We start from the raw sequence: 23,472 nt of genomic DNA on the forward strand, positions 1-23,472 counted from the left end.
CGGTGTCTCGGGTCCGGTGTCACAGGTCCCGTGCCTCAGTCCAGGAAGCGCGCCTCGAGCTCGTCGAAGAACGCGCGGGACAGGCGCACGAAGTCGTCGTACCGCACGACGATGTCGTCGCCGGGGCGCAGGCCCAGCACGCTGCGCGCCGGGTCCAGCGCGATCTTCGGGTCCTGGAGCAGGCGACCGCCGTTGGTCATGAGTGACTCGGCCAGCAGGCGCACCTCGTTGAGCGCGTTGCCGTCCTTGCCCTCCTTGCCGCGCTTGCGGTGCACGAACCGCATCTCGAGCGCGAGCACGAGCGCCGCGAAGTAGCTGACCTCGAGGTCGTCCAGCGCGTGGTCGTCGCTGTCGGCGTCCGCCCGCGCGTTGTCGAACGCCGCGATGTCGGCCTCGACCTGGCCCCGGCTGTCCGCGATGTAGTCGGCGTCGTAGGTCCCCTGCGCGAGCATCGTCGTCTCCTGTCCGTCCGCTGTCCGTCCGCTGTCCCCGTCCGCGACCGCCGGGCGCGCGCCCGGGTGCATCGTCGCACCTGGCAGGCGTGCACGTCGCGGGCCCGCGCGGCGCGCCGCGGACGGGCCCGGCGCGGGAGGGCGTGCGGCAGGGAGCGCACCAGAACGCGGGTCGGGCACCGGGTCAGGGCGCCGGGTCAGGTTGCTGCGGGCTCCGGGGGTGCCGGCTCGTCCTCGGGTCGGCCGCGGGCCTCGTCGCGCACGATCCGCAGCCACAGCAGCACGGCGAACGCCCCGAAGATCCACCACTGCGCCGCGTACGCGAGGTTCTGCAGGTTGAGGTCGGAGCCGGGCGTGCGCGGCGGGTCGAGCAGCGCGATCGTCGCCGACTGCCCGGGCTCGGACTCCACGAGCACCAGATAGCCGGTGTAGATGGGTCCGCCCCACGGGCCGACGAGCTCCGCCGACGAGATCGCGACGACCTCGCCGTCCCGGATGCCGTCGCCCGACTCCTCGGACGCCTGCAGGTACCCGACCACGTGGACCGGACCGGCGGGCGGGGTGTCGGCGTCCTGCGGCGACGCGACCCACCCGCGCACCACGGCGAGCACCGCGCCCGCGGCCTCCTGCCCCGCGGCCCCGCCCGCGTCGGTCACGCGCAACGGGGTGAGCACCAGGTAGCCGGACGCGCCGTCGTGCACGCGCTCGCGCACGAGCACCTGGCCGTCCGCCTCGTACGTGCCCGTGACGGCGACCTTCTTCGCGACGAGGTCGCCGCGGAACGTCGTCTGCGGCGCGAGCTCGTCGCCCAGCGGGACGGGGTCGGCGGCAACGAGCGCCGCGTCGTGCTCGGCCTGCGCGCGCGAGCCGCGGATCTCCGCGCGGTCGAGCTGCCAGGCGCCGAGCATCCCGCACACCGCGGCGGCGGCGAGCAGTACGACGAGCAGCCCGAGCACCCGGGGGCGCACGGCGGCGCGCAGCATCGTCGTCGGCTCGTCGGCGCGACGCACGGCCCACGTGCGGTCGACCGCGGACGCCTCGCCGGCGGTCACGTCGGCGGTCACGTCGGCGGTCACGTCGGCGTGCACGTCGGCAGGCACGGTCGCGGGGGGTCGCTCGGGCACGCTCCACGGTAACCCGCGGGAGCGTCCGACCCGCCCGCGTCGCCAACGTCACACCGCCGCCGGGGGCGGGCCCCGCGCGCCACGCCGAGGCCACCGTCGAGCCCTCGCGAACGGCCTGTGACCTGCGACGATCTCCCCCTGCGCCACCGCTCGGAATGCGGTTGTATGGCAGATGGCGTGCTCACGGCCGTGGGTCGGACGTCCCACGGGCCGCAGAGCGTGCGGTAGAGGCTGGATCCGGCTCGAGGAACCCGCGGCGCCTGCCGTGGGACGACACGGGGAGCGATGCATGAGCACGACGACGGCGGCGACGACCGCGTGGCAGACCGGGAGTGGTTCGGGGGTCTCGGACGAGACCCTGGCGCGCATCGACAAGTGGTGGCGCGCGGCCAACTACCTGTCGGTCGGCCAGATCTACCTGCTCGACAACCCGCTGCTGCGTGAGCCCCTGGACCGGGACCACGTCAAGCCGCGCCTGCTGGGCCACTGGGGCACGACCCCGGGCCTCAACTTCCTGTACGCGCACCTCAACCGGGCGATCGCGGAGCGCAGCCAGTCGACGATCTACGTCACGGGTCCGGGCCACGGCGGCCCCGGCCTGGTGGCGAGCGCGTACCTCGACGGCACGTACTCCGAGGTCTACTCGGACATCACGGAGGACGAGGAGGGCCTGCGCCGGCTGTTCCGGCAGTTCTCCTTCCCGGGCGGTATCCCGAGCCACGTGGCGCCGGAGACCCCGGGCTCGATCCACGAGGGCGGCGAGCTGGGCTACGCGCTGTCGCACGCGTACGGCGCGGCGTTCGACAACCCGGACCTGCTGGTCGCGGCCGTCGTCGGTGACGGCGAGGCGGAGACCGGCCCGCTCGCGACGAGCTGGCACTCGAACAAGTTCGTGAACCCGGCGCAGGACGGCGTGGTGCTGCCGATCCTGCACCTCAACGGCTACAAGATCGCCAACCCGACGGTGCTGGACCGCATCGGCGACGACGAGCTGCGCGCCCTCATGGTCGGCTACGGCCACAAGCCGTACGTGTTCGAGGGCGGCTACGACACGGACGAGCCGACGATCGAGGTGCACCGCCGGTTCGCGGCGCTGCTCGACGAGGTGCTCGACGACATCGCGGCGATCAAGGCGCGCGCGGCGGCGGGCGACCTCAGCCGGCCGCAGTGGCCGATGATCGTGCTCCGGACGCCGAAGGGCTGGACGGGTCCCGACGTCATCGACGGCAAGAAGACGACCGGCTCGTGGCGCGCGCACCAGGTGCCGCTCGCGAGCGCGCGGGACACCGCGGAGCACCTGCGGGTGCTCGAGCAGTGGCTCGAGTCGTACGGCGCGGCGGACCTGTTCGACGCGACGGGTCGGCTCGACCCGGACATCCGCGCGCTGGCCCCGGCGGGCGACCTGCGCATGAGCGCGAACCCGCACGCGAACGGCGGCATCCTGCTCAAGGACCTGCGCCTGCCGGACTTCCGCGAGTTCGCGGTCGACGTGCCGAAGCCGGGCGGCTCGATCTCGGAGGCGCCGCGCGTCCTGGGCGAGTACCTCACGGAGGTCATCCGCCGGAACCCGGACAACTTCCGGATCTTCGGTCCCGACGAGACGGCGTCGAACCGCCTGCAGGCGGTGTACGGCGTCACCGACAAGCAGTGGAACGCCGAGCTGCTGGGGCCCGAGGTGGACGAGCACCTCGCCCGTGCGGGCCGCGTGATGGAGATGCTGTCGGAGCACCAGTGCCAGGGCTGGCTCGAGGGCTACCTGCTCACCGGGCGGCACGGCCTGTTCACGAGCTACGAGGCGTTCATCCACATCGTCGACTCGATGTTCAACCAGCACGCGAAGTGGCTGAAGGTCACGAACGACATCCCGTGGCGTCGGCCGATCGCGAGCCTGAACTACCTGCTGTCGAGCCACGTGTGGCGGCAGGACCACAACGGCTTCAGCCACCAGGACCCGGGCTTCATCGACCACGTGGTCAACAAGAAGGCCGAGGTCGTGCGGGTGTACCTGCCGCCGGACGCGAACACGCTGCTGAGCACGTACGACCACTGCCTGCGCAGCCGTCAGTACGTCAACGTGGTCGTCTCCGGCAAGCAGCCGGCGCCGAACTTCCTCACGATGGAGCAGGCGGTCGCGCACTGCACGCGCGGCCTGGGCATCTGGGAGTGGGCGGGCTCGGAGGCGCCCGACGAGGAGCCGGACGTCGTGCTCGCCGCGGCGGGCGACGTGCCGACTCTCGAGGTTCTCGCGGCGGTCGACATCCTGCGCCGCGAGCTGCCGCAGCTCAAGGTCCGCGTGGTCAACGTCGTCGACCTCATGCGCCTGCAGGACGCGCGTGAGCACCCGCACGGTCTGACGGACGCGGAGTTCGACACGATCTTCACCGCCGACCGGCCGATCGTCTTCGCGTACCACGGCTACCCGTGGCTCATCCACCGCCTCACGTACCGCCGCAACGGGCACGCGAACCTGCACGTGCGCGGCTACAAGGAGGAGGGCACGACGACGACGCCGTTCGACATGGTCATGCTCAACGACCTCGACCGGTACCACCTCGTCATCGACGTCATCGACCACGTGCACTGGCTGCGCGCGTCGCAGGCCGGCCTGCGTCAGCGCATGGTCGACGCCCGCCTGCGGGCGCGCGAGTACACGCGTGCGCACGGCGAGGACCTCCCCGAGGTCCGCGACTGGGTGTGGCCCGACGCGCAGGACCTGTCCGACTCCGGGCAGGTGGCCGCCACCGTCGCGACCGGCGGTGACAACGAGTAGACGACGCGCGGGGGCGGGCCCGGTCAGGCCCGCCCCGGCAGTCGCCGACACCAGCACGACCCCGGCAGTACCCCGCACGACCCGCTAGAAGCACGACCTCTCCCCGTAGGACTGGAGCACGCCCACCGTGGCCCGCAGCATCTACGTCGCCTCTCCAGAGGGCGACACCGGCAAGTCGACCGTCGCCCTCGGCCTCGTCGACCTCCTCGCCCGCACCGTCCAGCGCGTCGGGGTGTTCCGCCCCGTCGCCCGCTCGACGCAGGCCCGTGACTACGTCCTCGAGCTGCTGCTCGAGCACGACGGCGTGGACCTGTCGTACGACGAGTGCATCGGCACGACGTACGAGCAGGTGCACGACGACCCCGAGGCCGCGCTGTCGCAGATCGTGGCGCGCTTCCACGCGGTCGAGCGCCGCTGCGACGCCGTCGTGATCGTCGGCACGGACTACACCGACGTCACCTCCCCCACCGAGCTCGCGTTCAACGCGCGGATCGCGGCGAACCTCGGCGCGCCCGTCGTGCTCGTCGTGAACGGCAACCGCCGCCGGCCCGACGAGATCGAGCAGGTCGTCGAGGTCGCCGTGAACGAGCTCGCGGTCAACCACGCGCACGTCGCGGCGATCGTGCCGAACCGCTGCGCGCAGCCCGCGCTCGACGTGATCCGCCGACTGCTGCAGACCTCGCTCGCCCGCCCGACGTGGGCGCTGCCGGAGAGCCCGCTGCTGTCCGCGCCGACCATGCGCCAGCTCATGGAGGCGGTCGAGGGCACGCTGATCTCGGGCGACCCGGAGCTGCTGGGCCGCGAGGTGCTCGACATGCTCGTCGGCGCGATGGAGATCGAGCACCTGCTCGGCCGCCTGTCCGACGGCGCGGTCATCATGACGCCGGGCGACCGGTCCGACATCCTGCTCGGCCTGCTGCTCGCGCACCAGGCCGACGGCTTCCCGACGCTGGCGGGCCTCATCCTCAACGGCGGGTTCCGCCCGTCGAAGACGATCTCGCGGCTCGTCGAAGGGCTCGGCAGCAGGCTGCCGATCATCGCGACGGACCTCGGCACGTTCCGCACCGCGAGCACGGTCGCCTCGACGCGCGGGCGGCTCTCGGGCGACTCGCAGCGCAAGGTCGACACCGCGCTGTCGCTGTTCGAGCGGCACGTCGACGGCCCCGCACTGCTCGCGGCGCTCGACGTGGCGAAGCCGGACGTCGTCACTCCGCTGATGTTCGAGTACACGCTGCTCGACCGGGCCCGCTCGGGCCGCAAGCGCATCGTCCTGCCGGAGGGCAACGACGACCGGATCCTGCGCGCGGCCTCGACGCTGCTCGAGCGCGGCGTCGCGGACCTGACGATCCTGGGCGACGAGTCCGCGATCCGGGCGCGCGCCTCCGAGCTGGGTCTCGCGCTGGACGCGGCCGACGTGATCGACCCGCACGACCCGCAGTACGTCGACCGGTTCGCCGCGGAGTACGCGAAGATCCGCGCGCACAAGGGCATGACGGTCGAGCGGGCCCGCGAGATCGTCCCGTCGGTGTCGTACTTCGGCACGATGATGGTCCACCTCGGCCTGGCCGACGGCATGGTCTCGGGTGCGCTGCACACGACGGCGCACACCATCAAGCCGAGCTTCGAGATCATCAAGACCGCCCCCGGCGTCTCGAATGTCTCGTCGGCGTTCCTCATGTGCCTCGAGGACCGCGTGCTCGTGTACGCGGACTGCGCGGTGATCCCGGACCCGACCGCGGAGCAGCTCGCGGACATCGCGATCTCGTCGGCGGAGACGGCGCTGCAGTTCGGCATCGAACCGCGCATCGCGATGCTCTCGTACTCGACCGGCGAGTCCGGCTCGGGCGCGGACGTCGACAAGGTGCGCGCCGCGACCGCCCTGGTGCGCGAGCGTCGCCCCGACCTGTCGGTCGAGGGCCCGATCCAGTACGACGCCGCGGTGGACGCGTCCGTCGCGCAGACCAAGCTCCCCGACTCCGCGGTCGCGGGCCGGGCGACCGTGTTCGTCTTCCCCGACCTCAACACGGGCAACAACACCTACAAGGCCGTGCAGCGCTCCGCGGGAGCGGTCGCGATCGGCCCCGTCCTGCAGGGTCTGCGCAAGCCGGTCAACGACCTGTCGCGCGGCGCGCTCGTGCAGGACATCGTCAACACGGTCGCGATCACCGCGATCCAGGCGCAGGCCCAGCAGGCCGGCGAGGAGGCTCAGGCATGACCACCCAGACCGTCCTGGTCGTCAACTCGGGGTCGTCGTCGATCAAGTACCAGCTGGTCGAGCTGGGGACCGGGCAGGCGGTGGCGTCGGGCCTCGTCGAGCGCATCGGCGAGCCGACGGGTCTGCTGCGCCACGTGCACGACGGCACGACGACCGAGCGCGAGCTGCACATCCCGGACCACGGCGAGGGCCTGCGCCGCGTGCTGAGCCTGTTCGAGGTCGCGGGGCCGGACCTCGTCGAGGCGCACGTCGTCGCGGTGGGCCACCGCGTGGTGCAGGGCGGCATGGCGTTCGACGGCCCGGTGCTGGTCGACGCGGAGGTCGAGCGCAAGATCGACGAGCTGTCCGCGCTCGCGCCGCTGCACAACCCGGCGAACCTCACGGGCATCCGTGTGGGCCGCGCGCTGCTGCCCGACGTGCCGCACGTCGCGGTGTTCGACACGGCGTTCTTCCACCACCTGCCCGCGGCGGCCGCGACGTACGCGATCGACCGCGAGGTGGCCGCGAAGTACAAGGTCCGCCGGTACGGCGCGCACGGCACGTCGCACCAGTTCGTGTCGCGCGGCGCCGCGGAGTTCCTGGGGCGGGACGTGGAGTCCACGCGGACGATCGTGCTGCACCTGGGCAACGGCGCGTCCGTGTCGGCCGTCGACGGCGGCCACGCGGTCGACACGTCGATGGGCCTCACGCCGCTCGAGGGCCTGGTCATGGGGACCCGGACGGGCGACATCGACCCCGCCGTGGTGTTCCACCTCTCCCGCAACGCGGGCATGAGCATCGACGAGGTCGACGACCTGCTCAACCGCCGCTCGGGCCTCAAGGGCCTCACGGGCCACAACGACCTGCGCGAGGTGCACGCGCTCGTCGAGGAGGGCGACGAGGACGCGAGGCTCGCGGTCGAGGTCTACACGCGCCGCATCAAGAAGTACATCGGCTCGTACGCCGCGGTCATGGGCGGCGTGGACGTCATCGCGTTCACCGCGGGCGTCGGCGAGAACGACGACATCGTCCGCGCGAAGTCCCTCGAGGGCCTGCAGGGCTACGGCATCGTGATCGACCCGGAGCGCAACGCGGGCCGCAAGAAGCAGCCGACGGTCATCTCGACCGACGACTCGACGACGACCGTGGTCGTCTACCCGACGAACGAGGAGCTGGCGATCGCACGCCAGGCGCTCGAGGTGGTCTGCCCGAGGTCGCGCCAGTCCGACTGACGGTGCCGACATGACGACGGCCGGTGGCGCCAGGGGCCACCGGCCGTCGTCGTGCGTCGGGTGTGCGTCGGGTGTGCGTCGGGTGTGCGTCAGATGCCTGCGTCAGGTGCGCGCGTCAGGGCAGGCGCGCGGCCTTCATGACGCGCAGCAGCTCGGTGTAGACCTGCGGCCACACGTCGGTCCCGAGCTCGAACAGGCGGCGCAGGCCGAGCCCGGTGTGCGCACCGTGCTGCACGGCGACCGTCTGCAGGCGCGTCGTCTCCCAGAGCCCCTCGCGCCCGTGCCGCACGCCGATGCCGGACGCGCCCCAGCCGCCCTGCGGCGCGCCGACCGAGCCCCACGTGGCGACGTAGCCCTCGTTGACGTTGACGGAGCCCGCGTGGACGCGCCGGGCGAGCGCCGCGCCGCGGCGCGCGTCACGGGTCCAGATGCTCGCGTTCAGACCGAACTCGGTGTCGTTCATCGCGGCCACCGCCTCGTCGTCGGACGCGACGGGGTACACGGCGACGACGGGCCCGAACGTCTCCTCGCGGAACAGCCGTGCGTGCGGCGAGACGTCGACGAGCACGGTCGGCTCGTAGAACCACGGCCCGAGGTCGGAGCGGTGCACGCCGCCGGCGAGCACGCGCGCGCCGAGCCCGATGGCGTCCTCGACGTGCTCGACGACGGTCGCGAGCTGCGCGGCGGACGTCAGCGACCCGACGTCGCTGCGGTAGTCGAGCCCGGCGCCCAGGCGCAGGTCCCGCGTGCGGCGCGCGAACGCGTCGAGGAAGTCGTCCCAGACGTCGCGGTGCACGTAGATGCGCTCGATGCTGACGCACACCTGCCCGGCGCCGACGAAGCACGCGCGCACCGCGCCCTCCGCGGCGGTCTCGACGTCCACGTCGTCCGCGACGTACATCGCGTTCTTGCCGCCGAGCTCGAGCGTGGCCGGCACGAGCTTCTCCCCCGCGCTCGCGGCGACCGCGCGGCCGGTGCGCGTCGAGCCCGTGAAGCTCACGTGGTCGACGTGCTCGACGACGGCGCCGCCCACGGTGGGCCCGTCGCCGACGACGACCTGCAGCACGCCCGGCGGCAGCCCGGCGTCCTCGAGCAGCTCGGCCGCCCACAGCGCGGTGAGCGCGGTCTGCGGGTCGGGGCGCAGGAGCACCGCGTTGCCGGAGACGAGTGCGGGCAGCACGTCGCCCAGGGTGAGCGTGAGCGGGAAGTTCCAGGGCGCGATGATGCCGACCACGCCGGCGGGGCGGCGCTCGACGCGCACGCTGGTCAGGCCCGGCACGGCGCCGAGCGCGCGGCGCGGTGCGAGGTAGCGCCGGGCACGTGCCGCGTAGTGCCGCGCGACGAGCGCGATGTCGGCGACCTCCTCGAACGCCGACACGCGCGCCTTGCCGGACTCGAGCTGGATGAGGTCGAGGACGTCGGACTGCCGTTCGAGCACCAGGTCGTGCAGGCGCGAGAGCACCGCGGCGCGCTCCTTGACCGGGCGGGCGGCCCACAGCCGCTGAGCGGCCCGGGCCGAGCGTGCGGCGCGCGCGACGTCCTCGGGCGTCGAGAGCGGGACCGCGGCGATCGGCGCACCCGTGAACGGGGCGTGCGACGTGTGCGTCTGCGCGCCCGGGGAGGCGACCACGCGACGCAGGAGCGTCGCGACGTCCTCGGGCTCGAGCACGTACGTGGCGAGCGGGTCGGTCTCCGGGTCGTGCAGCTCGGCCGAGCCACGCGGCCCGTCAGGCTGGTGCTGCCCCTCGTGGTCCTGCGACATCCCGTCAGCGTACGCGCGGCGACCGACGCTCCCGGGGACCGCGCCGCGCCCCGACCGGGTGACGCTTTCTGACGCCGTGATGTGATCACGGCGACCTTGGAGCACACCCGCCGGGCGCACTAAGGTGAGGCTCGCCTAATCGACGCACGTCGAGGCCCGAGCCTCTTCCCACATGTGAGGACCCCCATGCGCTCCGCACTCCTGCGCGCCCCGCGCCCGATCCGGTTCGCCGCCGTCGCGGCCGCCGCCGCGCTCGCGCTCACCGCCTGCTCGTCGGGCACCGACGACGCGGCGACCCCCGCCGGCACCGCGGGCGGCACGACGACCGCCGCGTCGGACGCGTTCCCCGTGACCATCACGAGCACGTTCGGCGACACGACGATCGAGTCGAAGCCCGAGCGCGTCGCCACGGTCAACTGGGGCAACCACGACGTGCCGATCGCGCTCGGCGTCGTGCCCGTCGGCATCCAGAAGTCGACGTACGGCGACGACGACACCGACGGCGTCCTGCCCTGGACGTTCGCGGCGCTCGAGGAGCTCGGCGCCACGGGCGACGCGCTGCCCGTCCTGTTCGACGAGACCGACGGCATCCCGTTCGAGTCCGTCAACAACACCGAGCCGGACGTCATCCTCGCGGCATACTCCGGCCTGACGAAGGAGCAGTTCGACACGCTCAGCGGGATCGCGCCGACCGTCTCGTACCCGAAGTACGCGTGGGGCACGAGCTGGCAGGACATGGCCCTCATCGACGGTCGCGCGCTCGGGCTCGAGGCCGAGGCGCAGGCGCTCGTCGACGACGTGAACGCGCAGATCGCCGACGCGCTCGCCGCGCGCCCCGACGTCGCGGGCAAGACGTTCGCGTACGGCTGGATCGACCCGTCGGCCGCCACCACGGTGAGCCTCTACTCCCCGCTCGACGCGCGCGTCCAGCTCGTCACGGACCTCGGTCTCGAGGTCGCGCCGTCGGTCACCGCGCTCGCGGGCGAGACCGAGGAGTTCTACATCAGCCTGTCCGCCGAGCGGGTCGACGAGCTCGCGGACGTCGACGTCCTCGTCACCTACGGCGACGACAGCACGCTCGCGACGCTCCAGGCCGACCCGCTGTACGGCAAGATCCCCGCGGTCCAGCGCGGCTCCGTCGTCGTCATGCCGAACGACGGCCCGCTCTCGGCGGCGACCTCGGGCCCGACGGTCCTGTCGATCCCGTGGGTCCTGGACGAGTACCTCGACAAGTTCGAGGCGGCGGCGAAGAAGGTCGGGTGACCCTCAGCACCACCGCGACGCCGGCCGACCTCGCCCCGAGGCGGCCGGCGTCCGCACGCCCGCGTCGCGCGCTCGGGCTCGCGGTGTGCGCGCTCGCGGTCGTCGTCGCCGTCGTGTGCTCGCTCGCGTTCGGCTCGCGCGTCGTCGGCTGGTCCGACGTGGTGTCGGGCGTGCTGCACCCCGACGACTCGATCGCGCAGGCCGCCGTCGCGTCCCGCGTGCCGCGCACGCTGCTCGGCCTGCTCGTCGGCGCCGCGCTCGGGCTCGCCGGCTCCGTCATGCAGGGACTGACCCGCAACCCGCTCGCGGACCCGGCGCTGCTCGGCGTGAGCTCGGGCGCGTCGCTGTTCGTCGTGCTGGGCATGGCGTGGGTCGGGCTGACGACGCTCACGCAGCACATCTGGGTGGCGTTCCTCGGCGCCGCGGTCGCCTCGCTGCTCGTGTACGCGATCGGGTCGATGGGCCGCGAGGGCGCCACGCCGCTCAAGCTCGCGCTCGCGGGCGCCGCGACGTCCGCGGCCCTGCTGTCGGCGGTGTCGATGGTGCTGCTCACGCGCACCGACGTGCTCGACACGTTCCGGTTCTGGCAGGTCGGGTCGATCGGCCGCGCGTCGTACTCCGACATCGGGCAGGTGGTGCCGTTCCTCGTCGTCGGCGCCGTGCTCGCGGTGGGCTGCGCGCGCGGCATGGACGCGATCGCGCTGGGCGACGAGGTCGCCACGGGTCTCGGGCAGCGCGTCGGGCTCGTGCGCGCCGTCGGCGGCGTCGCTGCCGTGCTGCTGTGCGGCGCGTCGGTCGCCATCGCCGGCCCCATCGGGTTCGTCGGGCTCGTCGTGCCGCACCTCGCGCGCGCGTTCACCGGCCCCAGCCACCGCTGGCTCCTGCCGTACGCCGCCGCGCTCGGCGCGGCGCTGCTGCTCGCCGCGGACGTCGTCGGGCGCGTCGTCGCGCGCCCGCAGGAGGTCGAGGTCGGCATCGTCACCGCCGTGCTGGGCGCGCCCGTGTTCATCGCGATCATCCGCCGGCAGAAGGTGCGTGAGCTGTGACCGCCGTCCTGTCCCCCGCGGGCCCCGCCGGACCCGCGGCTCCGTCGGCCGGGGCCGTCGCCGCCGGGCGACGCGCGCGCTCCCGCCGGCGCCGCACCGTGCTGGGCGTGCTCGTCGCGATCCTGCTCGTCGTGGTCGTCGTGACGCTGTGCGTCGGCGAGAAGACGTACTCGCCCGCCCAGGTGCTCCAGGTGCTCCTCGGTGAGCGCGTCCCGGGCGCCACGTTCAACGTCGAGACCATCCGACTGCCGCGCATGCTCACCGGCCTGCTCGTCGGGCTCGGGTTCGGCATGGGCGGCGTGGTGTTCCAGACGATGCTGCGCAACCCGCTGGCCAGCCCCGACATCATCGGCGTGAGCGCCGGGTCGAGCGCCGCGGCGGTCGTCGCGATCACGGTCTTCGGGCTCAGCGGCACGGCGCTGTCGCTCGTGGCCGTGGTGTGCGGCATCGGCGTCGCGGCCGCGATCTACGCGCTGTCCTGGCGCGGTGGCGTGCACGGCGCGCGCCTCGTGCTCATCGGCATCGCGGTCGGCGCGATGCTCGACTCCGTCATCGCGTACGCCATGACGCGTGCCGGCGTGTACGACGCGAACGAGGCGCTGCGCTGGCTCACCGGCAGCCTCAACTCGGCGTTCTGGCCGGGCGTCGGGCCGCTCGCGATCGCGATGGCGGTGCTGCTGCCCGTGCTGCTGGCACTGTCGCGCCGCCTGTCCGCGCTGCAGCTCGGCGACGACGCCGCGTCCGCGCTCGGCGTGCGGCCCGACCGCACCCGGCTCGCGCTCGTCGTCGTCGCCGTCGCCGTGGTGTCGGTCGCGACCGCGACGACGGGCCCGATCGCGTTCGTCGCGTTCCTGTCCGGGCCGATCGCGCACCGGCTCGTGCGCGGCACCGGGTCCCTGCTCGTCCCCTCGGCGCTCGTGGGCGCGCTGCTCGTGCTCGTCGGCGACCTCGTCGGCCAGCACCTGCTCGTCGCGCGGTTCCCCGTGGGCGTCGTCACCGGCGTGCTCGGCGCGCCCTACCTGCTCTGGCTCCTGGCCAGGACCAACCGCTCCGGAGGAAGCCTGTGAGCACCCACACCCTCGCGGTCGAGGCCGCGACGATCGGCTACGACGAGCGCGTCGTCGTGCACGACATGACGCTCGAGGTCCCGGCGGGGCGGATCACGACGATCGTCGGGGCGAACGCGTGCGGCAAGTCGACCCTGCTGCGCGCCATGGCCCGCCTCCTGAAGGTGAAGGCGGGACGCGTGCTGCTCGACGGCCGGCCGATCGACACGATCGCGTCACGCGAGGTCGCGACCGTGCTCGGCCTGCTGCCGCAGACGCCCGTGAGCCCCGAGGGGATCGCCGTGGCCGACCTCGTGGGCCGCGGCCGGTACCCGCACCAGGGCTGGTTCCGCCGGTGGACCGCCGCCGACGACGCGGCCGTCGAGGAGGCGCTGCGGGCGACCGACATCCTCGACCTCGCGGACCGGTCCGTCGACGAGCTGTCCGGCGGTCAGCGCCAGCGCGTGTGGATCGCGATGGCGCTCGCGCAGCAGACCGACGTGCTGCTGCTCGACGAGCCCACCACGTTCCTCGACGTCGCGCACCAGGTCGAGGTGCTCGACCTGCTCACCGACCTCAACCGGACCCGCGGCACGACGATCGTCATGGTGCTGCACGACCTCAACCTCGCCGCGCGCTACACCGACCACCTGGTCGCGCTGCGTGAGGGCCGGCTCGTCGCGCAGGGCGCCCCCGCCGACGTGGTGACGCCCGCGCTCGTCGAGGAGGTGTTCGGCATGGCGGCCCGCGTCATCCCCGACCCGGTCTCGGGCACGCCGCTCGTCGTCCCCGTCGGACGGCACCACACGACGACGAACCCGCAGGTCACGCCGCAGGAGCTGGCCGGCTGACGCCGGTTCCTCGCCGGGCGTCCGGCGTGGGATGCTTCCGCCGACGACGCCGACGGGCCACTCGGGACCGGCGGCCGGGACCGAGGAGGGGCCGTGGGCTACCCGAAGGACGTGCTGACCGACGACGAGGTCGTCGTCGTCCACCAGCACCCGCACGTCAAGGCGCTGCTCGCGCCCGGCCTGGCGCTCGTCGTCGCGACGGGCCTGGCGGGCTGGGGCCTGGCGTGGTCGACGGGCGACGCGGTGTCCGACGGCGTCGCGACGGCCGTCGGGATCGCCGCGGGCGCGGTGTGGCTCGCGGCGCTCGTGTGGTTCCTCGCGAAGCTCGTCTCCTGGCGCACCACGCACTTCGTCATCACCGACCGTCGCGTGATGTTCCGCCAGGGCATCGTCACGCGCTCCGGCATCGACATCCCCGTGCTGCGCATCAACAGCGTGCAGTTCCGGCACGGGCTGGTCGACCGGATCCTGCGCACCGGGACGCTCATCATCGAGTCCGCCTCCGACGACCCGCTCGAGTTCGAGGACATCCCGCGCGTCGAGAAGGTGCACGCGCTGCTGTACGCGCGCCTCGACGACCGCCTGGACGACGAGCCGGACCGCTTCCCGACGGCCTGACACCTGCCGTGGCCTGACGCCTGCCGCGCCCCGGCGCGGGCGGGCAGATGACGAGGGCGCGACCCCGCGCAGGGGTCGCGCCCTCGTGGCGTGCCGGGCGTGCGTCAGCGCGGCTGGTACGGCGACAGGACCACCTCGACGCGCTGGAACTCCTTGAGGTCGGAGTAGCCCGTGGTCGCCATCGCGCGGCGCAGCGCGCCGATGAGGTTGAGCGTGCCGTCCGCCGTGCGGCCCGGGCCGAACAGGATCTGCTCGAGCGTGCCGGACGTGCCGACCTCGACGCGCTCACCGCGGGGCAGGTGCGGATGGTGCGCCTCGGGGCCCCAGTGGAAGCCGCGGCCGGGCGCCTCGGTCGCGCGCGCGAGCGCCGCACCGAGCATGACCGCGTCCGCACCGCACGCGACGGCCTTGACGAGGTCGCCCGAGCGGCCCACGCCGCCGTCGGCGATGACGTGCACGTAGCGGCCGCCCGACTCGTCGAGGTAGTCGCGCCGCGCGGCCGCGACGTCGGCGACGGCGGTCGCCATGGGCGCGTGGATGCCGAGCGAGACGCGCGTCGTGTGGGCGGCGCCGCCGCCGAAGCCGACGAGCACGCCCGCGGCACCCGTGCGCATGAGGTGCAGCGCCGCGGTGTACGTGGACGCGCCGCCGACGATCACGGGGACGTCGAGCTCGTAGATGAAGCGCTTGAGGTTGAGCGGCTCGGCGTTGCCCGAGACGTGCTCGGCCGACACCGTGGTGCCGCGGATGACGAACAGGTCGACGCCCGCGTCGACGACCGTGCGCCAGTGCTCCTGCGTGCGCTGCGGCGACAGCGCGCCGGCGACCGTGACGCCCGCGGCGCGGATCTCCTTGAGCCGCGCGGTGATGAGCTCGGGCTGGATCGGCGCGGAGTAGATCTCCTGCATGCGGGCCGTGGCGCGCTGCGGGTCGAGCGCGGCGATCTCGGTGAGGTACGGCGTCGGGTCGTCGTAACGGGTCCACAGACCCTCGAGGTCGAGCACACCCAGACCGCCCAGGCGGCCGAGCGCGACAGCCGTCGCGGGGCTCATGACGGAGTCCATCGGGGCGGCGACCACGGGCAGGTCGAAGTGGTAGGCGTCGATCTGCCAGCCGACCGACACGTCCTGCGGGTCGCGCGTGCGGCGCGAGGGCACGACCGCGATGTCGTCGAAGGAGTAGGCCCGCCGTCCGCGCTTGCCGCGGCCGATCTCGATCTCGTTGCTCACCCGAAGAGACTACCGGGGCGACCTCGCCGGTCGTGTCGCTGACCCCGCGGTGTCGGTACCCGGTGCGATGCTGCGCTGTGTGAACGCCGCGACCTGGAACCACGTTCCCCTCCTGGGTTTCGACACCGAGACCACGGGGGTCGACGTGCGCAACGACCGCGTGGTGAGCGCCGCGCTCGTGCGCCGGGACCACGCCGGCACGCACGTGCGCACGTGGCTCATCGACCCGGGCGTCGAGATCCCGGACGCGGCGGGCGCGGTGCACGGCCTGACGACCGAGCACGTGCGGGCGCACGGCGTCGCCCCCGGTCCCGCGCTCGACCAGGTGGCCGACGAGATCGTGGCGGCGCTGCGGGACGGCAGCGCGCTCGTCGCCTACAACGCGGACTTCGACCTCGCGGTGCTCGACGCGGAGCTGGTCCGGCACGGCCTGCCCACGCTCCCCGACCGGCTCGGCGGACCGGTCCGCCCCGTCCTGGACCCCATGGTCCTCGACCGCATGGCCGACCCGGCGCGCGAGGGCGGCCGCCGGCTGGTCGACCTGTGCGAGCACCACGACGTGACGACCGGGCTGCTGCACACCGCGGACGCCGACGCGCTCGCGACGCTCGACGTCCTGGAGCGCGTGCTGGCTGCCTCCCCCGCGCTCCTGGCGGCGACGCCCGAGGACCTGCACGACCGTCAGCGCGTCGCGGTCGCGGCATGGCGCGCGGCGTACCACGCCCGCAAGGCCGCCGAGGCGGCGCAGGCCGTCCTCGACGCCCTCATGACCGTCCCGGTTCCCGCCCCGGTCGTCTGACCACGCGGTCGCGCGTCCGCCGTACGCACGCGTGAGGTGTGCGTACGGCGGACGCCCGGGGTCGTCGTCCGCGCTGACCCGGACGCGGACGACGACCCCCTGGCGGTGCGCGACGTCAGCCGTCGCCGCTCACCGTGCCGCGCACGCCACCGTGGGAGTGCTCGGCGAGCCCGTGCCGATGAACCCGAACGTCGTGGACGCCCCTGCGGCGAGGGTTCCGTTCCACGGCGCGTTGGCGACGCTCACGCGTCCGCCGCTGACGCTCGACTCGCCGCCCCACGCCTGGGAGATGCCCTGCCCGGACGCGAGGTCCCACGTGGCGGTCCAGCCGTTGAGGCCCGCGGAGCCTGCCGTGACCGTCACCTCGCCCTGGAACCCGCCCGGCCACGAGTTGACCGTCGTGTACCGCGCGGTGCACGCACCGGTCGCCGGCGGCGGCGTGGTCTCGGTCGGGGGCGGCGTGGTCTCCGTCGGAGGGGGCGTCGTCTCCGTCGGCGGCGGCGTCGTCTCCGTGGGGGGCGGCGTGGTCTCGGTCGTCGACGTCAGCGACGTGAAGAACTGCCACACCTCACCCGGCACCCAGGACTGCCCCTGGTTGCGGTCACGTGCGGCCCACGCGTGCCCGCCGTCGAACGCGAGCCACACCACCGGGTACCCGGCGCGGCAGCTGTAGGCGGTGCGCGTGTGCGTCCCGCTGCCGGGGTTGGGCTCCGGTGCGTTCTGGGCGGTGCAGCCGTTGTTCCGCAGCGCCCGGTCACGCAGCGACCGGCCCATCGAGATGTTCAGGACGTCGTCGCTGACGCCGTGCGACCCGAGGAACGCGATCGGCTGCGTGCCGCCCGAGCAGCCGGAGAGCTCGGCGCCGTTGAGGATCGCGACGGCGCGGAACACGTCCGCACGGGCGCACGCGAGCGCGTTGCTCATGCCGCCGCCGTAGCTGAAGCCGAGCGCGAAGCGCTGCGTGGTGTCGATGCACAGGTCGGACTCGACGCGACGCAGGATGTCGTCGATGAACGACACGTCACGGCCGCCGGAGTTCGGCCACGCGTTGTCGATGCCCTGCGGCGCGACGAAGATCGTGGAGCCCCCGGACAGCGGCTTGAGGCCGTAGTAGTTCTCGTTCATCACGTCGTTGGACGTGCCGTGCCACCAGTGCAGCCCGACGACGAGCCGGTACGGCTTGTTCCGGTCGTAGCCCGAGGGCACGTCGAGCCGGAACGTGCGGTTCTGTCCGCCGCTGCTGATGGTGTGCTGGCCGGTGGACAGCGAGGGCGCCTTGCCGCAGCCGGCGGTCGTCGCCGCGCTGACGGGCGAGGCCGCGGCGGTCAGGCACGCCAGGACGACGGCGAGCGCCGCGAGCAGCGCCACCCCCGCCCTTCGTGCGGTCGCAGCTCCAGCGGGCATCGTGTGCTCCTTCCGTCGCGCACGCGCCGCACGGCGTCGTGCGAGTGGCGCCGTGCCCGGAACGACCGGTTGAGCGCTCACATCCGAGCGCCGCCGATCGCACGGCATCGAGATGGGGACGGTATCGACCGCCAGTTGCCCAAGCCCATCGCTGAAACGTTCAGGCCTGCGTTGCGTAGCGATTGCCGATGCCCCGCCCGCCGGGACGGCGGACCGTGGTCCGCGACGGGCACCCCATGGGACGCACCACGACGGGACACGCCACGACGGGACACGACATGACCGAGCTGGACCACGAGCACCGCGACACCCTCGACCGCCGGGCCGACGACCAGCCGACCCCGTCCGCGGTCCTGCGCCCTGCGCCGGTCCCGCTCGTCGTCGGCGACGCGCACGACGACGCCGAGCGCCGTGCCGACGAGCACGCGGCCGAGGCGCTGTCGCGCCTGCCCCCGCTCGCGGCGCCCGCCGCACCGGGGCACCTCCGCCGCGCGACGGCGCCGACAGCCCCTGCGGTGCCGACAGTCCCGGCGGTGCCGACAGCCCCGACCGTGGGGATGGGAGCGTCAGGCGGCCTGACCGACCCGACGACGACGCGCGCCCTGACCGCGCCGCACGGCGGTCACGCACTGCCCGCGCCGACCCGGGCGCGCCTCGAACGGGGGTTCGGCGCCGACCTGGGGCACGTCCGCCTGCACGACGGCGCGCCCGCCGCGGCGCTCGCCCGCACGCTCGGCGCCGAGGCGTTCACGGTCGGTGCGGACGTCTGGCTGGGCGCCGGCGTCGCCGCGCCGGACACCGCGCCCGGCGAGCACGTGCTCGCGCACGAGGTCGCGCACGTCCTCGCCGAGGGCGGCGGCGGTCCGCTGCGCCGGACGCGGGCGGGGTACAAGAAGGCGTACGACGAGGCGTTCTTCGACAGCGACGGGCCAGGCCGTGGCTACTGGGAAGGGTTCCGGGACGGTCTCGACGAGCTCGTCGCGGAGAAGGTCCTGCAGAGGAACCAGGTGGCCGGCATCGTCGGCACCCACGCCCGGGGCGCGATCGTCTACCCGGCCGGTTGGGACCGGGAGTTCCACCTCCACGACGACGACGAGACGCACGAGGAGGAAGGGCAGTCGGCCGGCTGGGGCTGCGGGTACGACATCGGCTTCGAGGACGCGCGGACCCGGTACGGCTACGCCCGCCACTACCAGCCGATCCCCGACCCGGACCGCCAGCTCGCGCTGCAGGACAACCACGGGCGCTGCGTGTACTGCGACGCGAGGGCGTGCGCCGACGTCGACCACGTCGTGCCGCTCAAGGTCCACTGGATGCTCGGCGGCGCGAGCACCGACCTCGCCACGCGCAGCTCGCAGGCGAACGCGATGAGCAACCTCGTCGGCGCGTGCGCCACGTGCAACCGCTCGAAGGGCTCCAAGCAGTTGCGCCGCGGGTGGGACCCGCCCGCCTGGGGGAACGGTCAGTGGTGGCCGTTCGGGCCGGCGCGCGTCACCGCGACGAACAGCCCGCCGCCCTACGCCTGACCGGCTTCTACCGGTGCGACGTGTAGTTCGGCGCCTCGACCGTCATCTGGATGTCGTGCGGGTGCGACTCCTTGAGCCCCGCCGCGGTGATCCGCACGAACTTCCCACGCTGCTGCAGCTGCGGGATCGTGTGCGCGCCGACGTAGAACATCGACTGGTGCAGACCGCCGATGAGCTGGTGCGCCACCGCCGCGAGCGGCCCGCGGTACGGCACCTGCCCCTCGATGCCCTCGGGCACGATCTTCTCGTCGGACGACACGTCCGCCTGGAAGTAGCGGTCCTTGGAGTAGGAGATGCGCCCGCGCGAGGCCATCGCGCCGAGCGACCCCATGCCGCGGTAGTGCTTGTACTGCTTGCCGTTGACGAAGACGAGCTCACCCGGAGACTCGTCGCAGCCCGCGAGCAGCGAGCCGAGCATCACCGTGTCCGCGCCCGCCACGAGCGCCTTGGCGATGTCGCCCGAGTACTGCAGGCCGCCGTCGCCGATGACCGGCACACCCGCGGGCTTGCACGCGAGCGACGCGTCGTAGATCGCGGTCACCTGCGGCACGCCGACGCCGGCGACGACGCGCGTCGTGCAGATCGAGCCCGGGCCGACGCCCACCTTGACCGCGTCGACACCCGCGTCGACGAGCGCCTGTGCGCCATCGCGCGTCGCGACGTTGCCGCCGATGACCTGCACGTGCCGCGTCGCGGGATCGGACTTGAGCCGGCGGACCATGTCGAGCATCAGGCGCGCGTGGCCGTTCGCGGTGTCGACGACGAGCACGTCGACGCCCGCCTCGACGAGCGCCGTCGCGCGCTCCCACGCGTCGCCGAAGAACCCGATCGCGGCGCCGACCACGAGCCGGCCCTCGGCGTCCTTGGTGGACAGCGGGTACTGCTCGGACTTCACGAAGTCCTTGACGGTGATGAGGCCGCGCAGCACGCCCGCGTCGTCGACCAGCGGGAGTTTCTCGATCTTGTGCTTCGCGAGCAGCGCCGCGGCGTCGTCGCGGTCGATCCCCTCGCGCGCGGTCACGAGCGGCATCGCCGTCATGACCTCGCGCACGCGGCGCGTCGCGAACTCGCCCGCGGGCACGAACCGCAGGTCGCGGTTGGTGATGATGCCGAGCAGGCGGCGCTCGTCGTCGACGACCGGCAGACCGGAGACGCGGTACTGCCCGCACAGCTCGTCGAGCTCGGCGAGCGTCGCGTCCGGGGACACGGTCACCGGGTCGGAGACCATGCCCGACTCGGAGCGCTTGACGCGGTCCACCTGGTGCGCCTGGTCGGCGATCGACAGGTTGCGGTGCAGGATGCCGATCCCGCCCTGACGCGCCATGGCGATCGCCATGCGCGACTCGGTCACGGTGTCCATCGCGGCCGACAGCAGCGGCACGCGGACGTCGATCTCACGCGTGAGCCGCGAGGTCGTGTCGACCTCGCTGGGGATCACGTCGGTCTCTCCCGGCAGCAGGAGGACGTCGTCGTAGGTCAGGCCGATGCGAGCGAAGGGGTCGGCCGGCGAGTCGGGTCCCGTCATCCGTTCAGGATACGTCGCCCGGCACCGTGCCCGACCGCCCCGTCCACGCGCGCGACGGCGCGAGGAGGGTCCGTGCGGCACCCGCGCGGACCCGACCGCGTCCCTCGTCCCTCGCGCCCAACCCTGCGCGCGAGGGGACCGTCAGCGGATCAGCCCGCCGCGCAGCCCGATCGCCACGGCCTGCGCCCGGTCGTTCGCGCCGAGCTTGCGGAACAGCCGCCGCGCGTGCGTCTTCACCGTGTCCTCGGAGAGGAACAGCTCGGCGCCGATCTGCGCGTTGGACCGCCCGTTGCTCATGCCGACGAGCACCTCGATCTCCCGCTTCGTGAGGGTCACGGCAGGCTTCGCCGGCTCCTCCGCCGCGGGCGCGCCGCCCTCGGCGTCCGCCGCGGGCACCGCGGGGCGCGGCACGTCGACGACGGGCCGCTGACCACCGGGCAGCACCGGGCTCGCGAGCACGTGCGCCGCGACCGCCGAGAGCTCCGCGCGACCGACGTCGGGCGCGAGGAACCCGCGCGCGCCGAGCGCGAGCGCACGGTCGAGCGCCGCCGAGTCGTCGGGCTGCGCGAGCAGCACCACGGCGACGCCGGGCGCGACGGCGCGCAGCCGGCGGATCGCCTCGCCGGCGCCGGGCGCCGGGATGTGCGCGTCGAGCAGCACGACCGTCGGCGGGACGCGGCGCGCGTGGGCGAGCAGCTCGTCGACGGTGGCGGCCGCTCGAACAGGGCTCAGCGTCGGCACGCCGATCGACGTCACGACCAGTCGCTCACGAACGGCGGTCGAGGCATGGCAGACGACCACACCCGCCATCGCGTCCTCCTTCTTCCAGGTGTTCCCCATCGGGACCTGCGTGTGCTATCGGCCCTTCGGGTACGTGACGTTAGCCAGCCCGCCCAGCGCGCCGGGCGGGGGTCCCGTGCGCCGGATGGGTGCTTGATGGCCGCATGTGCCGCTATCGGACGGTATGGCTCCGCCCGACACCGGCACATACCCCCCGCACCCTACGGTGCGACCCCCCATGGACTTCACCCGTTCGGCGTACGACCCGCGACGGCCAGCACCTCGTGCAGCAGTCCGCGGAACGTCCGGGATCGGGTCACCGACGCAGCCGCGGGCACGTCGCCGCCCGCGTCGGGAAGCATGACGAACTGCGCGAGACCGGGATGAGCCTGCGCGAGGTGCGTCACGTGCGCCAGGTCGACGTCGGCGCGCCGCGAGACGGTCACGACCGCCCCGGGCCGGGTCATGACGACGAGCTCGAGCGCGTGGCGCACGCTCGTCGGGCCGCCGACGGCCCGGGCGTCGACGCCGGCGGCGACGAGCGCGGCGGTGAGCGCGTGCACGAGCAGCGGCCGCTCCTGCCCTTCGGGGACGAGCACGAGGACGACTCCCCCGCCGCGCGGCGCGGCCGGCAGCCACGCACGCAGGGCCTCGACGGCCGCGGCGCGCACGGTGAGCGGCGCGTCCTGCCCGGGCCGGTCGACCACGGTGCGCCGCGCGAGCTCGGTGAGCGCGGGCTCGAGCAGTCCGGTCCACCAGTGCTCGACCTCGGCGACGCCCGCGGTGCGCGGCAGCGCGACGAGCGCGCGACAGGTCGCGGCGTCGCCGGTGAGCGCGGCGTCGACGAGCGCCGTGGGCGTGCCCGTGCCGAACGGCACGACGTGTCCCGTGCCCCCGGCGGCAACGCCGTGCAGCGCGCGGTCGACGTTCGTCGGGCCGGTCTGCGGGCGCTCGTCGACGTCGGTGACGCTCGCGATGCGTGCGGCGTCGCCGGGCGCGACCCCGTCGAGCGTGAGGCGACGCATGACGAGGAGCCGCTCGACGTCGTTCGCGGAGTAGCGCCGGTGCGACCCCGCGGAGCGCTCGGACGGGCCGAGGCCGTACCGGCGGTCCCACGTGCGCAGGGTGGCGGGGGCGACGCCGAGGCGCGCGGCGACGGCCGCGACCGTCAGCGGCGCGGCGTGCCGGTGGGGGGCGGCGGTCGCCACGGTGTCGTCCGACGTGTCGCGCTCGGGCGCGGCAGAGCCGTCGTCGGGCGACAAGGTCATGGCGCGATTCTGCCAGCCGCCTCACCCGCTACGCGCACCGGCGCGGGGTCGGGACGTCCCCCGTTCGTGGCAAATCGGGACACTCGTGGCGTCAATCGCGTCAGAACTGCCACGCGAACGAGTCTTGACCGGATTCTGGCGCGGTTGTAGCGTTCCCGTCACGACAACGGTTCGACCTGGGACTTCGGTCCCTGGTCACCGCCCCCAGCACCGCACCACCGCCAGACAGCAGATCGCCCGGATCCGCAGCCGGACGATCGAACGAGGAGGACGCATGGCCGAGATCTCGAGGTTGCCCGGACCGGTGATGGACCTGTGGGAGTGGCAGTTCGAGGGCGCCTGCCGCCAGGCCGACCCCGACCTGTTCTTCCACCCCGAGGGCGAGCGGGGATCCGCTCGTCGCCGTCGCGCCGAGGCCGCCAAGGCCGTGTGCGCCACCTGCCCCGTGCTCGAGCAGTGCCGCGAGCAGTCGCTCTCGGTCCGCGAGCCGTACGGCGTCTGGGGCGGGCTGTCCGAGGACGAGCGCGCCGCACTGCTGGCCCAGCGGGCCCGCACGGTCGTCGCCCGCACCAGCGCCTGACTC

19 protein-coding genes are annotated in these 23,472 nt (G+C 73.7%); 11 read left to right on the forward strand and 8 right to left on the reverse strand.

All coding sequences use genetic code 11. The features are described 5' to 3' along the window. Positions 1-35: 35 nt before the first annotated feature. Both F1D97_RS15815 and F1D97_RS15820 read right to left on the reverse strand, forming a co-directional pair. The gene (locus F1D97_RS15815; protein WP_236121449.1) at positions 36-452 is read right to left on the reverse strand and encodes a hypothetical protein; all 417 of its coding nucleotides are present in this window, start codon (positions 450-452) and stop codon (positions 36-38) included. A 197-nt stretch (positions 453-649) separates the two neighbouring features. After that, positions 650-1,576: an SURF1 family protein gene (locus F1D97_RS15820; protein WP_236121450.1), complete on the reverse strand. Its 927-nt coding sequence runs from the start codon at positions 1,574-1,576 to the stop codon at positions 650-652. 289 nt (positions 1,577-1,865) lie between these two features. Between F1D97_RS15820 and F1D97_RS15825 the strand changes: the two genes are divergently transcribed. The 3 genes from F1D97_RS15825 to F1D97_RS15835 all read left to right on the forward strand — a co-directional run bounded on the left by F1D97_RS15825 (position 1,866) and on the right by F1D97_RS15835 (position 7,772). Continuing rightward, positions 1,866-4,346: a phosphoketolase family protein gene (locus F1D97_RS15825; RefSeq protein ID WP_236121451.1), complete on the forward strand. Its 2,481-nt coding sequence runs from the start codon at positions 1,866-1,868 to the stop codon at positions 4,344-4,346. 127 nt (positions 4,347-4,473) lie between these two features. Next, entirely contained in the window at positions 4,474-6,561 is a 2,088-nt protein-coding gene (pta, locus tag F1D97_RS15830; RefSeq protein WP_236121452.1) for a phosphate acetyltransferase, read from the forward strand. Then, positions 6,558-7,772 carry an acetate/propionate family kinase gene (locus F1D97_RS15835; RefSeq protein WP_236121453.1) on the forward strand — a complete coding sequence of 405 codons (1,215 nt, stop codon included), beginning with the start codon at positions 6,558-6,560 and terminating at the stop codon, positions 7,770-7,772. Before pta ends, F1D97_RS15835 begins: the two co-directional genes overlap by 4 nt. Positions 7,773-7,887: 115 nt before the next feature. On the opposite strand, the gene F1D97_RS15840 is transcribed toward F1D97_RS15835, so the two are convergent. Next, positions 7,888-9,534, reverse strand: a complete 1,647-nt coding sequence (locus tag F1D97_RS15840; protein ID WP_236121454.1) for a succinic semialdehyde dehydrogenase — start codon at positions 9,532-9,534, stop codon at positions 7,888-7,890. Positions 9,535-9,720: 186 nt separating this feature from the next. Between F1D97_RS15840 and F1D97_RS15845 the strand changes: the two genes are divergently transcribed. The 5 genes from F1D97_RS15845 (at position 9,721) to F1D97_RS15865 (ending at position 14,358) form a co-directional block, all read left to right on the forward strand. After that, positions 9,721-10,797 carry an iron-siderophore ABC transporter substrate-binding protein gene (locus F1D97_RS15845; RefSeq protein ID WP_236121455.1) on the forward strand — a complete coding sequence of 359 codons (1,077 nt, stop codon included), beginning with the start codon at positions 9,721-9,723 and terminating at the stop codon, positions 10,795-10,797. Beyond that, complete coding sequence (locus tag F1D97_RS15850) at positions 10,794-11,843, forward strand: FecCD family ABC transporter permease (RefSeq protein ID WP_236121456.1); 1,050 nt, start codon at positions 10,794-10,796, stop codon at positions 11,841-11,843. The genes F1D97_RS15845 and F1D97_RS15850 overlap by 4 nt, the downstream gene beginning before the upstream one ends. Further along, the gene (locus tag F1D97_RS15855; protein WP_236121457.1) at positions 11,840-12,910 is read left to right on the forward strand and encodes a FecCD family ABC transporter permease; all 1,071 of its coding nucleotides are present in this window, start codon (positions 11,840-11,842) and stop codon (positions 12,908-12,910) included. Before F1D97_RS15850 ends, F1D97_RS15855 begins: the two co-directional genes overlap by 4 nt. A gap of 65 nt (positions 12,911-12,975) precedes the next feature. Next, the gene (locus tag F1D97_RS15860; protein WP_236123638.1) at positions 12,976-13,740 is read left to right on the forward strand and encodes an ABC transporter ATP-binding protein; all 765 of its coding nucleotides are present in this window, start codon (positions 12,976-12,978) and stop codon (positions 13,738-13,740) included. A gap of 93 nt (positions 13,741-13,833) precedes the next feature. Then, a complete protein-coding gene (locus F1D97_RS15865) occupies positions 13,834-14,358 on the forward strand; it encodes a PH domain-containing protein (RefSeq protein WP_236121458.1) in 525 nt (174 codons plus the stop codon). Between the two features lie 104 nt (positions 14,359-14,462). On the opposite strand, the gene F1D97_RS15870 is transcribed toward F1D97_RS15865, so the two are convergent. Further along, positions 14,463-15,587, reverse strand: a complete 1,125-nt coding sequence (locus F1D97_RS15870; RefSeq protein ID WP_236121459.1) for a GuaB3 family IMP dehydrogenase-related protein — start codon at positions 15,585-15,587, stop codon at positions 14,463-14,465. A gap of 79 nt (positions 15,588-15,666) precedes the next feature. Between F1D97_RS15870 and F1D97_RS15875 the strand changes: the two genes are divergently transcribed. Further along, on the forward strand, positions 15,667-16,386 hold the full coding sequence (locus F1D97_RS15875) for an exonuclease domain-containing protein (protein ID WP_236121460.1): 720 nt from the start codon (positions 15,667-15,669) through the stop codon (positions 16,384-16,386). Positions 16,387-16,515: 129 nt separating this feature from the next. Here the strand turns inward: F1D97_RS15875 and F1D97_RS15880 are convergent, their stop codons facing one another. Beyond that, entirely contained in the window at positions 16,516-17,790 is a 1,275-nt protein-coding gene (locus F1D97_RS15880; protein WP_236121461.1) for a cellulose binding domain-containing protein, read from the reverse strand. 278 nt (positions 17,791-18,068) lie between these two features. On the opposite strand from F1D97_RS15880, the gene F1D97_RS15885 reads away from it, so the two are divergent. Then, positions 18,069-19,316 carry an eCIS core domain-containing protein gene (locus tag F1D97_RS15885; protein WP_236121462.1) on the forward strand — a complete coding sequence of 416 codons (1,248 nt, stop codon included), beginning with the start codon at positions 18,069-18,071 and terminating at the stop codon, positions 19,314-19,316. Positions 19,317-19,323: 7 nt separating this feature from the next. On the opposite strand, the gene guaB is transcribed toward F1D97_RS15885, so the two are convergent. The 3 genes from guaB to F1D97_RS15900 all read right to left on the reverse strand — a co-directional run bounded on the left by guaB (position 19,324) and on the right by F1D97_RS15900 (position 22,889). Beyond that, positions 19,324-20,841, reverse strand: coding sequence for an IMP dehydrogenase (gene guaB, locus F1D97_RS15890; RefSeq protein ID WP_236121463.1), 1,518 nt, complete (start codon positions 20,839-20,841; stop codon positions 19,324-19,326). Positions 20,842-20,982: 141 nt separating this feature from the next. Continuing rightward, positions 20,983-21,681, reverse strand: coding sequence for a response regulator transcription factor (locus F1D97_RS15895; RefSeq protein ID WP_236121464.1), 699 nt, complete (start codon positions 21,679-21,681; stop codon positions 20,983-20,985). A gap of 185 nt (positions 21,682-21,866) precedes the next feature. Further along, positions 21,867-22,889 carry a MerR family transcriptional regulator gene (locus tag F1D97_RS15900; RefSeq protein WP_236121465.1) on the reverse strand — a complete coding sequence of 341 codons (1,023 nt, stop codon included), beginning with the start codon at positions 22,887-22,889 and terminating at the stop codon, positions 21,867-21,869. A gap of 274 nt (positions 22,890-23,163) precedes the next feature. On the opposite strand from F1D97_RS15900, the gene F1D97_RS15905 reads away from it, so the two are divergent. After that, positions 23,164-23,469 carry a WhiB family transcriptional regulator gene (locus tag F1D97_RS15905; protein ID WP_236121466.1) on the forward strand — a complete coding sequence of 102 codons (306 nt, stop codon included), beginning with the start codon at positions 23,164-23,166 and terminating at the stop codon, positions 23,467-23,469. The last annotated feature ends 3 nt before the right edge of the window (positions 23,470-23,472 follow it).

It is taken from the genome of Cellulomonas palmilytica (assembly GCF_021590045.1).
In the GTDB taxonomy this organism is placed as follows: domain Bacteria; phylum Actinomycetota; class Actinomycetes; order Actinomycetales; family Cellulomonadaceae; genus Cellulomonas; species Cellulomonas palmilytica.

Bases quoted from the DNA above. Each gene is read 5' to 3' on its own strand.
- F1D97_RS15815 (WP_236121449.1), bottom strand. From the start codon at position 452: ATGCTCGCGCAGGGGACCTACGACGCCGACTACATCGCGGACAGCCGG.
- F1D97_RS15825 (WP_236121451.1), top strand. From the start codon at position 1,866: ATGAGCACGACGACGGCGGCGACGACCGCGTGGCAGACCGGGAGTGGT.
- F1D97_RS15835 (WP_236121453.1), top strand. From the start codon at position 6,558: ATGACCACCCAGACCGTCCTGGTCGTCAACTCGGGGTCGTCGTCGATC.
- F1D97_RS15840 (WP_236121454.1), bottom strand. From the start codon at position 9,534: ATGTCGCAGGACCACGAGGGGCAGCACCAGCCTGACGGGCCGCGTGGC.
- F1D97_RS15845 (WP_236121455.1), top strand. From the start codon at position 9,721: ATGCGCTCCGCACTCCTGCGCGCCCCGCGCCCGATCCGGTTCGCCGCC.
- F1D97_RS15860 (WP_236123638.1), top strand. From the start codon at position 12,976: ATGACGCTCGAGGTCCCGGCGGGGCGGATCACGACGATCGTCGGGGCG.
- F1D97_RS15880 (WP_236121461.1), bottom strand. From the start codon at position 17,790: ATGCCCGCTGGAGCTGCGACCGCACGAAGGGCGGGGGTGGCGCTGCTC.
- F1D97_RS15885 (WP_236121462.1), top strand. From the start codon at position 18,069: ATGACCGAGCTGGACCACGAGCACCGCGACACCCTCGACCGCCGGGCC.
- guaB (WP_236121463.1), bottom strand. From the start codon at position 20,841: ATGACGGGACCCGACTCGCCGGCCGACCCCTTCGCTCGCATCGGCCTG.
- F1D97_RS15895 (WP_236121464.1), bottom strand. From the start codon at position 21,681: ATGGGGAACACCTGGAAGAAGGAGGACGCGATGGCGGGTGTGGTCGTC.
- F1D97_RS15900 (WP_236121465.1), bottom strand. From the start codon at position 22,889: ATGACCTTGTCGCCCGACGACGGCTCTGCCGCGCCCGAGCGCGACACG.
- F1D97_RS15905 (WP_236121466.1), top strand. From the start codon at position 23,164: ATGGCCGAGATCTCGAGGTTGCCCGGACCGGTGATGGACCTGTGGGAG.